Source organism: Pricia sp., assembly GCF_041745955.1.
GTDB lineage: Bacteria > Bacteroidota > Bacteroidia > Flavobacteriales > Flavobacteriaceae > Pricia.
The window spans coordinates 1-9,665 of sequence record NZ_JBGTHY010000014.1 but is presented as its reverse complement, the minus strand read 5'-3'; the positions used below and the strand labels follow the sequence as shown (position 1 = coordinate 9,665).

The following is a 9,665-nucleotide window of genomic DNA, read 5'->3' as shown; positions in this document are numbered from 1 at the left end:
TTTGGATGTGCGTCTCTTGAAATTTTCAAACTCCGCAAAAAGGCGTAAAAACTTATCCTTTTCCTTGGCCAAATCCTCACGCAGCCGTTCTTCTTCGGTAAGTTCGTCTTGTTCGGATATTTCAGGGGACTCCATGTCCGTCTCCATCTCCGTTTCGGCATCCAACAAATCCTCCTCCATCTGTCCGTCAAATTCCTCCGTTATATCTTTTTCACTCATGTATGCTTGCCTTTTAATTCTTGTATGCTTGCCTTTTAATTCTTGAATACTGATGTTTAAGCTGGCAAAAGTACTGCCAATTCGGTGAAAATGTCAAAATGGCATAAAAAGAAGTGGACGGTGGGCAGTTGCACTTGGCAGGATCCCATCTTCTGAACGATCGTAGATGAGGGGTCGATAAAAAAAGCACCCCAAAATTGGAATGCTTTCGAAATGCTATATTTTAGTTCGGGTTTCTTTAAGAACTATACTCCTTAGTATGGACAACTTCCGAAGCGTTTTCATTTTGCCCGTTTCCGTAGATTTTTTCGAGAGCCACGCAGACATTGGGGTAGCTAAAGATAAAGCCTTCCTCCTCGATTTTTTTACAACTGACCCTTTGACTTGCAAATAGAAGATAGGCCATTTCGCCAAGAATGGTCTTCATTACGAATTTAGGGATATTGGGAAGAAACAAAGGTTTGTCTACCGCCTTGGCAATTTCTTTGACCAATCGGTTATTCGTAACGGGATTGGGGCCTACGCCGTTATAGATCCCTGTTAGCCCATTTTCGAAGGTAAAGAGAAAAATACGTGCAAGGTCTGAACTATGGACCCATGACTGCCATTGCTCCCCAGTGCCAAAAGCGGCACCCACGTAATTTTTGATCGGTTTCGCCATTTCGGGCAGAGCACCGCCGTTTGATGACATTACGAGACCTATCCTAATTTTAGCGACGCTGAAATCAAAGTCATGAAAAGCATCGGCTTCCTTTTCCCAGACCTCAACGACCTCGCCCAAAAAACTATCGTCGATTTTTTTTTCGTTCTCGGTATAATAACTTGAAAGGGAATCGGGATATACCCCTATGGCAGAGGCAGAAACAAACGCCGTTATCGCATTGTAATTTTCAGGTTTTAAGGTCTTTTGTTTTTTAATCGCCCTGTGCAAGGTGCGAAGTGTATTTACCCTGCTTGAGAGGATTTGCTTTTTATATTTGGTTGTCCATCTTTTCGAAATGCTTGCCCCGGCCAGATTGATAATGGCGGTAATGCCTTCAAAGCATTTTTCATCGATAACCCCCGAATCAGGATTCCAGTAATATCCATGATATTCCGGTTTGGTAACGATTTTGTCTTTGCTGGTGGTCAAGTAGTTGACCGATATGTTCCGATCTTGGCATTGCCTTACGATTTCTCTGCCGACCAGTCCTGTTGCGCCTGTAATCAAAATTCTCATAGTTCAAAGATAGGCCTTCTAAGTACCAAGTAATTAGGGTTTAATTCGGATTTAACAGTATTGCCTAAGGGTATGTTAAACGGTATGGCGCATAGCCAATGGCGTTTGGCGAAGGACGGTTTATTTTTTTGCCCTTAACATCTCGCGTTTTCCGGGCGGGCCGGGCAGGCGTTCAACGGTAAAACCGACGGCTTGCATGGCGCGGCGTACGCTACCTTTTGCGGCATAGGTGGTCAGGATACCGTCTTTTTTTAGAGCCGAGTACATTTTTGAGAAGATGGCCTCCGTCCACAGTTCGGGTTGTACCCGGGCACCGAAGGCATCGAAGTAAATCAGATCGTATCGGTTTGTATCATCGATAAGGGAAAAATCCTTTTTTTGCTTTTGTAGGATGAAATTCTTTGAAATTTCCATATCCTTCTCCCATGGGCCACGGTGCATCCTCAGAAAATGAGCGGTATAGGCTTCCGCTTTCAATTCGGATACGTAATTGAGTTGTTGCAACTCCGTATCGGAAACGGGATACGCTTCTACCCCGGTATAATGCACCGAAATAGTGCGTTTTCTGGCTTCCAACAACGTGATGAAAGCATTAAGGCCAGTACCAAAACCGATTTCCAGAATGGCGATTTTTCGATCGGGGAACAGGGAGAGTCCGTGTTCGATAAAAACATGATAGGCTTCTTGCACCGCCCCGTGTTTGGAATGGTATTGCTCATCCCAATCTTCGATTTGAATGGTGGTGGAACCGTCTGCGGTGAAGATTATCTTACGTTTCAAAAAAAAGTAGTGCGTTTAAGAGATTATCCGTTTAGATGGAAACCTCTATTCTTTCTGCAAAATTGGAAATTTTTAAACGAAAAAAGAAGAAGGGATTGTCAAGAATGTGTAATTTTAATCCTTCAAAACACAATTATGGAGACGACCTTTCAAAATATCAGTATCGAAAAAACAAAAAAATCGAAAATAGACCAAGTAGATTTCGACAATTTGACGTTCGGAAGCGTGTTTACCGACCATATGTTGGTCTGTGATTACAGGAACGGTGCCTGGGAAACTCCCAAAATTATGCCCTATCAAGCCATCAGCTTGGAGCCTTCCTCTAAGATTTTCCATTACGGACAGTCCATTTTCGAAGGGATGAAGGCCTATAAGGATGCCGATGAAAAAATTTGGCTCTTCCGTCCCCTTGAAAACCATAATCGCCTGAACATTTCGGCCAAAAGGATGGCCATACCCGAGCTGCCCGAGGAATATTTTATGGAAGGATTAAAAAGCCTTATAAAATTAGATGAGAATTGGATACCCAATAAAGAGGGAAGCGCCCTATATATCAGACCATTTATATTCGCCACGGGAAAAGGTTTCCACGCCTCGCCCGCCGACGCGTATAAGTTTTTGATTTGCCTCGCCCCGTCCGGGTCCTATTTTTCCGGAAAGGTAAAGGTGCTCATCGAGGAAAAATACTCCCGATCGGCCAACGGTGGTGTTGGTTTTGCCAAGGCAGGAGGTAATTATGCGGGTCAGTTCTACCCGACCCAACTGGCCGTAAACAAAGGATATCAACAAGTTATCTGGACCGACGACCACAACCACGAATTCATCGAGGAGGCCGGGGCTATGAACATATTCGTACGTATCAACGACACCTTGATCACCGCGCCGATCAGCGACCGTATATTGGATGGTATAACCCGTAAAAGCATCCTAGAAATCGCGGAAGACGAGGGCATAGACACCGAAGTGCGAAAAATAAGCGTCGGAGAAGTGGTCGATGCCGCGAAAGACGGCAGCTTAAAAGAAATGTTCGGCGCAGGCACCGCGGCCGTGATATCGCCCATCGCAACTTTTGGATATCGCGAAAAGGATTATGACTTGCCCGAACTCGAAAACCCGTATGCCTCGCAGCTCAAAAAACGGATCATCGATATTCAGTACAATCGTGCGGAGGATCCTTTTGGATGGCGATATGGGGTTTGAAAACGGATAGTTATCCATAAAAGCCAAGATTCCCAAATTTGATTTAAGGCTATGAAGTAAGACCATAACAACTTATATTGTACAATTAAGATATAAGGCAAATAGTTGTTTATGCCAGGTCCCATGTCTTACCTTCCAATGTGTCCCATGTCTTACCTTCCAATGTCACTATTGGGTATTTAAAGGGATGAAACAGATACATCACTTTATCGCTCCAATACGCCCAAAATATCCGGTTTAAAATAATTGGGCCCTTTTAAGACCTTACCGTCCTCGCGGTAGATCGGTTTGCCGTCCGCGCCCAATTTGCTCATATTACTGCGCTGGATCTCGGTAAAGACTTCTTCGATCTTGTGCTGCATGCCGTGTTCGAGAATCGTACCACATAGAATATAGAGCATATCGCCCAAGGCATCCGCCACTTCGACCAGGTCATCATTGTTGGCGGCTTCAAGGTATTCCTTGTTTTCCTCGTCCATCAGGTTGAAACGAAGCTTGTTTTTTGCGGCACCCAAATCGGCGCACATCGTTTCTGAAACGCCCATCCCGAATAATCTGTGAAATTGCTCTACCGAACCTAATTTGTCTTTCATTGAAGTAGCTATGTTTTTACAAACTTACGGTTTCTGAGCCTTTCGGGCTATAAGGGCTTATACCCCAATCGAAATTTAAGAGGGACAACTTCTTTCCGAAGCGGGACAACTTCTTCCTGAAGAGGGACAACTTCTTTCCGAATCAAACCTGAAAACCTTAATTTTGCTTGAAACATCCATTTTTCATGTTCAGCACCGGACAAATCATTTTCGCCCTACTTTTTGCGATCGGCTTCACGGTCATCATAGTTTTTTCCTATAAAAAGGATAAAAAGCTGCATATAAAAAATTATAAGGGGGTACAGTGGGTCGCCATGGCTTTTATAGCGTTTATTCTCACTTTGTTCCTTATTAAATACATGCTCAAAACCTAATCAAAATTCTTGCGAGTAAAAAAATCGCATTTGGTGACGACAATAATTAAGTTTCTGTCGTATATCATAACAAATAACGTATTTTTGCGTTGTTACAAAAAGGGGCAAACACATGTTAAGTTTTTTTACAATACTTCTAATCTTGGTTGGGGCCAATGCCATTTTCATGGTTTTCAGTCTTTCGGGAATATCGAACGGACGGAAAAAATCAAATGAGACCGTTTCTAAATCCGGTTCCTCAAAGGTTTATCGGTTGCAAAACCTATCCTCCAAATTAAAAAAGGCGGTTTAAAACCACTACTTTTAAGCCTTTGGAGCAATTACGCTGCTGCGGTATCACCTAAATGCACTTAGGATAGCTATTTTATTTTCTTAATTTGCACCGATGAAACAATGGTTGCTCGTTTTTATCGGGGGCGGAATAGGAAGCGTACTGCGATACCTTGTCTCGAAGTCTTTCAACACCTATTTCACGCATTTTTTTTACCTCGGTACTTTCTTGGTCAACATTCTGGGCTGTCTGCTCATCGGTTTTATATTGGGCCTCTCGGTCAAGGGCGATTACCTCTCCGAAAACCAGACCTTACTACTGGCCACCGGTTTCTGCGGGGGATTTACCACTTTTTCCACTTTTGCCTTCGAAAAACACGCCCTGTTAACCGCTGGCGAACTTTTTCATTTCTCCTTTTATCTGATGGCGAGTATCATTATGGGCATAGCCGCCGTAGCCTTCGGCCTCTGGATGGCAAAAATGGCCTGAAGTCCTATTCATTATCAAAACAAACTGCCATTGGTAAAAACCGATGTCTTTGAAATCGCCTGAAGGCGACTAAAAAGTGGGTGCCATTAAAAATCGGCCCATTCTTCACATTTAATATTTCACAATTTTACGATTTGTTTTTCCTTTCTGCCAATTCGCAGTCCTCAATTATGCATTTAATCCTATTTAAAATCCTATACCCCAAAAATTTTAGGGTCAATATTATCATAACAATAAAAATTGATCCATACCCCCCTAATTTTTGTGGGTTGATTTATTATTAACATATATTTGGCATCTTAATATAAATCAAGCAAATGAAACAAATCGAGGCAATTATCAGAAAATCCAAGTTCGACGAGGTCAAAGAGGCCTTGCATCGCATCGAGGTCAACTTCTTTACCTATTGGGACGTAACGGGAGTGGGAAATGAAAAACAGGGACACGTGTACAGGGGTATTTCCTATAGTACAAGTGATATCCAAAGACGTTACCTATCCATTGTGGTGTCCGACGATTTTGTGAAGAGAACGGTGGACACCCTTTTGGAGGTCGCCTCAACGGGCAATGTCGGGGACGGCAAAATATTCGTTAGCGAGGTCATCGAGGCTTATAGAATACGGACCAAGGAAAGCGGACACGCAGGAATCAACTAAAAACCAACCCTTAAACCCTAAAGAAAATGGACGCAGGATTATTTACAGCAAACAATATATGGATGATGATCGCCACCGCTCTGGTGTTCTTCATGCATACCGGGTTTTCCTTTTTGGAAATCGGACTGACCCGACAAAAAAATACGATAAACATTTTATTCAAGAATATATTCATTATTACGGCGGGACTACTGCTTTACTATGCATGGGGCTTCAATCTCATGTATCCCGGTTTTGAAGAAGGCTCTTCCGGAATCTTCGGTTTCGCAGGTTTTGGAATCGATGCCCCCGAAAACGGAATGACCCCGGAATATGCCGATGGAGGCTACACCTGGTGGACGGACTTTCTCTTTCAGGGTATGTTCGCGGCAACCGCTGCTACCATAGTATCCGGTGCGGTCGCGGAACGGGTGAAAATCGGCGCTTTTATGATTTTCACGGTTTTTTATGTTGGACTGGTATACCCTATCGTTGGGGCGTGGAAATGGGGCGGCGGCTTTTTGGATGCCTGGGGCTTCTACGATTTCGCAGGTTCTACCTTGGTACACTCCGTTGGTGGATGGGCCGCATTGGTCGCCATCGCACTTTTAGGGGCACGTCTTGGTAAATTCGGGGATGACGGCAAATCCAAAGCGATTCCCGGTCACAGTATTCCCATGGCGACCGCAGGGGTATTGATCCTTTGGTTGGGCTGGTTCGGCTTTAACGGCGGATCGGTTCTTTCCGCAGATCCCGAACTGACCTCCTTGGTCTTGGTCAATACAAGTTTAGCCGCGGCCGCCGGGGGTATGGGCGCCGTGCTATTGAACTATATTATGTACAAAAATTTGGACCTGACCATGTTCCTTAATGGTATTTTGGGAGGCTTGGTAGGTATTACCGCGGGCGCAGACCTTATGTCGCCCAACGAGTCCGTTGTAATAGGCTTTTTGGCAGGTCTTATAATCGTATTCGGTGTAGCCCTTATCGATAAACTCAAATTGGACGATCCCGTAGGTGCGGTAACAGTTCACTTGATCTGCGGTATCTGGGGCACTTTGGCCGTGGGAATCTTCGGATCGAAGGCCGGGGGCGACCAGTTTTTGGTCCAACTCTATGGGGTCTTGATCGTCGGCGTTTTCTGTGTCGTATGCTCCTTGCTCATTTTAGGCGCCTTAAAAGCCATTATGGGAATACGGGTTTCGAAGGAAGAGGAAGTCGAAGGTCTCGATATTCACGAGCACGGTATGGATGCCTATCCGGACTTCACTAGCGATTAAAGTATACCATAAAAAGTAAACGGAGCGTTTTGCAGAACGCTCCGTTTTATAACCCTTTCAGATTTCAATCACTCAAAATAATCATCCGCCGTACGGTGGATAACTAAAATCAAAACTTATGAAAACGATTATTCATACAAAATACATAAAAAATCTCTTTTTATTGGGATTAATTCTCTTTTCGACTTCAACGATTTTTGCGCAGGAGGAAGAAATGGAAGATGAAGACACGAAGCCAAAATTCACTATTAGTGGCTCAATTGATGCCTATTACCGTGCAAACTTAAATGGGGATAACAGTGCAGATGAGGAAACAGGGGCGCCTAATGCCGCTCCAGGTTCATCGTTCGCTAACTTACCGGGCTTTGCCTTGGGAATGGCCAATTTAATCGTGGGCTATGATGGTGAAAAAGCAGGCTTTGTTGCCGATTTGGTGTTCGGACCTAGAGGTACCGATGCTATTTTTGCTTCCCCGATCTATTCGGCCACCGGTAATATCGTCAACCAACTTTATGGATATTGGAACGTATCCGATAACGTAAAATTAACTTTGGGCAACTTCAATACTTTTTTGGGCTATGAGGTAATCTCACCGGTTGCCAATTTTAATTACAGTACCTCCTACCTATTTTCTTACGGTCCATTCAGCCATACAGGTTTAAAAGCTGATTTCACTTTATCGGAAGATTTTAGTATGATGTTGGCCGTAATGAACCAGACCGATATAACGGAACTGAACCTTACCGGGAAATACGCGTACGGTGCACAATTGGGATACAGCGGACAATATCTTAATCTTTTGATTGACAATGGCTCCTATGAAATAGATTACACGGGGGGATTCGACCTCTCTGATTCCTTTTTCCTTGGAATTAACGCAGCCTATTTTGATGGGGACGAAGGTATTGGGAATTTTGCTGGTGCGGCTTTATATCCACAATACGCCACCTCCGAAAATTTCACCATCGGTTTGCGGGGTGAATATTTTATGGAAACTGACGGATTCGGCGCGATTGGTGTTGACGCTGCCGATGGTGATGCCAGCGTATTTGCCGTGACGTTAACAGGCAGTGCGACGATTGGAAATTTAATGATTAAACCAGAGTTACGACTAGATACCGCATCCGACGAATCAGAATATTTTGCGGATAGCGATTTGATGGCGCAAAAGAGCTTATCATCCTTTGTTCTTGCCGCCATCTACTCCTTCTAAAAAAGTTTAGTTAGGTGATTAAACTTAGAAAACCCCGTCAGCCCCACGTTGACAGGGGTTTTTTATTTTCCCTCCGGCTCAAAAGCCTTTACCCCCGCCCTAACTGCTGTGTCCATCGCGTTTATCGACGGCACAATCGGACATGAATATTTTTTGTTGTACGCACAATAGGGATTATACGCTTTGTTAAAATCAATTCGGATGATATCGCCCTCCGGGATCCGAAGGTCGATATACCGGCCTCCGGTATAGGTCTCGGTATCGTTGGTTTCATCGGAAAAAGGAAGAAACAGGTAATCGCGATATGCTGACTGCTGCATCAATTCTTCGTTCTGATAGACTTCCAACTGTCGCTTTTTGCCATTCAGCTCGAAGTGGGCGATACCATAAACGACTTCTTTGGACTTTCTATCGGTGGTAGTAGGCATTAAAAAGGGAAGGGCTTCAGGGGTGCGTACAAATTTGGCTTCGACGACATAGGCAGTATCGGGCGCGAAAAAATCTAAGGTTTCGAAATCCTTTCGGTAACGGTCCGGTAGCGGAGAGGTTTCTGGATCTTTAAATTCTTCGTTCAGCTCTTTTTGGAACTCAAGGATATCGGCCAGCGCATCGGTCGGAGCATCGGTCGTTTCCTCCTTTTCGACATCGTGGTACATTTTTTTCTCCTTGCAGGCGGTTGAAATCAGAATTACTATCAGACCTATACATAAAGTTGGTTTCATCGTATTTTATTTTTTCCCTGTAAGCCGCAGAGAAATAAATCCAATCCTAATCTGACCCGTATCGGGCTTCGTTCAAATATTTCGCCACAATGTCATTGAATTCCGAGGTAAGGCGCAGCAAGGCGGTGTCTGCGAGATCGTAGAGTTCCGCCCTATCGGTATATCCATTCTTTAAAAGTTCTTCCAAATAGAAAAGGGCGGTACTCGCATCGTCGACCTTGGCGTTGTAGGAAATGATATTCAGGTAACTCGCATAGTCTTTGGGGTTGATTACGGTCTTCAACATCCACAAAAAATTCAAGGCTTCCCCGTCAACCGGATCTCCTGATTTTACGATATCGATATTATCGGCGACCAGGGCGTTGACATAGCCGTTGAGGCGTTTGCCCAATTGTTGTTGAAGTTCATCGGGATTTTTTAGAAACTTTTCGATCTCTTCCATCTGGTACTTCCACCATCCGAGATTGTTGTAGTTGTAGGTCAGTATGTCTTCCTCCAAATAATAGACATAATCCTCTTTGATCAAACTCTCCTTGAATAATATGGCGGTCTGGTCACGGTTGCGGGTCTTAAAGAGTCTACTTCTTTTTAAGGTCTTTTGATTGTCTTTTATCGAATCGGTGTCCCGAAAGGGGCGGTAGATTTCCAACATTTCGTCAAGCAGGTTATT

General features: G+C 44.1%; 10 protein-coding genes and 2 pseudogenes. 6 read left to right on the top strand and 6 right to left on the bottom strand.

The genetic code is table 11. The annotated features are described in order from the left end of the window. The 3 genes and pseudogenes from ACEW8S_RS00550 to mnmD all read right to left on the bottom strand — a co-directional run. Positions 1–147: pseudogene (locus ACEW8S_RS00550) on the bottom strand (nucleotide exchange factor GrpE); the annotation flags it as partial. Between the two features lie 310 nt (positions 148–457). Beyond that, positions 458–1,438 carry a TIGR01777 family oxidoreductase gene (locus ACEW8S_RS00545; protein ID WP_373516245.1) on the bottom strand — a complete coding sequence of 327 codons (981 nt, stop codon included), beginning with the start codon at positions 1,436–1,438 and terminating at the stop codon, positions 458–460. 120 nt (positions 1,439–1,558) lie between these two features. Continuing rightward, on the bottom strand, positions 1,559–2,218 hold the full coding sequence (mnmD, locus tag ACEW8S_RS00540; RefSeq protein WP_373516244.1) for a tRNA (5-methylaminomethyl-2-thiouridine)(34)-methyltransferase MnmD: 660 nt from the start codon (positions 2,216–2,218) through the stop codon (positions 1,559–1,561). 135 nt (positions 2,219–2,353) lie between these two features. Between mnmD and ACEW8S_RS00535 the strand changes: the two genes are divergently transcribed. Continuing rightward, positions 2,354–3,418: a branched-chain amino acid aminotransferase gene (locus ACEW8S_RS00535; RefSeq protein ID WP_373516243.1), complete on the top strand. Its 1,065-nt coding sequence runs from the start codon at positions 2,354–2,356 to the stop codon at positions 3,416–3,418. 206 nt (positions 3,419–3,624) lie between these two features. Here the strand turns inward: ACEW8S_RS00535 and ACEW8S_RS00530 are convergent, their stop codons facing one another. Beyond that, on the bottom strand, positions 3,625–4,011 hold the full coding sequence (locus tag ACEW8S_RS00530) for a hypothetical protein (protein WP_373516242.1): 387 nt from the start codon (positions 4,009–4,011) through the stop codon (positions 3,625–3,627). 185 nt (positions 4,012–4,196) lie between these two features. Here ACEW8S_RS00530 and ACEW8S_RS00525 point away from each other — a divergent pair, with 185 nt between their 5' ends. The 5 genes from ACEW8S_RS00525 to ACEW8S_RS00505 all read left to right on the top strand — a co-directional run bounded on the left by ACEW8S_RS00525 (position 4,197) and on the right by ACEW8S_RS00505 (position 8,273). Next, entirely contained in the window at positions 4,197–4,385 is a 189-nt protein-coding gene (locus ACEW8S_RS00525; RefSeq protein WP_373516241.1) for a hypothetical protein, read from the top strand. Between the two features lie 385 nt (positions 4,386–4,770). Next, positions 4,771–5,145: a fluoride efflux transporter CrcB gene (gene crcB / locus ACEW8S_RS00520; protein ID WP_373516240.1), complete on the top strand. Its 375-nt coding sequence runs from the start codon at positions 4,771–4,773 to the stop codon at positions 5,143–5,145. A gap of 317 nt (positions 5,146–5,462) precedes the next feature. After that, positions 5,463–5,801, top strand: coding sequence for a P-II family nitrogen regulator (locus tag ACEW8S_RS00515; protein ID WP_373516239.1), 339 nt, complete (start codon positions 5,463–5,465; stop codon positions 5,799–5,801). A gap of 26 nt (positions 5,802–5,827) precedes the next feature. Then, positions 5,828–7,060 (top strand): ammonium transporter, encoded by a 1,233-nt coding sequence (locus tag ACEW8S_RS00510; RefSeq protein ID WP_373516238.1) that lies wholly within the window; start codon positions 5,828–5,830, stop codon positions 7,058–7,060. A 118-nt stretch (positions 7,061–7,178) separates the two neighbouring features. Next, a complete protein-coding gene (locus tag ACEW8S_RS00505; RefSeq protein WP_373516237.1) occupies positions 7,179–8,273 on the top strand; it encodes an outer membrane beta-barrel protein in 1,095 nt (364 codons plus the stop codon). A 62-nt stretch (positions 8,274–8,335) separates the two neighbouring features. Here ACEW8S_RS00505 and ACEW8S_RS00500 read toward each other — a convergent pair whose 3' ends face one another. Beyond that, positions 8,336–8,995: a DUF1684 domain-containing protein gene (locus ACEW8S_RS00500; protein WP_373516236.1), complete on the bottom strand. Its 660-nt coding sequence runs from the start codon at positions 8,993–8,995 to the stop codon at positions 8,336–8,338. A gap of 46 nt (positions 8,996–9,041) precedes the next feature. Continuing rightward, a pseudogene (locus tag ACEW8S_RS00495) lies at positions 9,042–9,665 on the bottom strand (alpha/beta hydrolase); the annotation flags it as partial.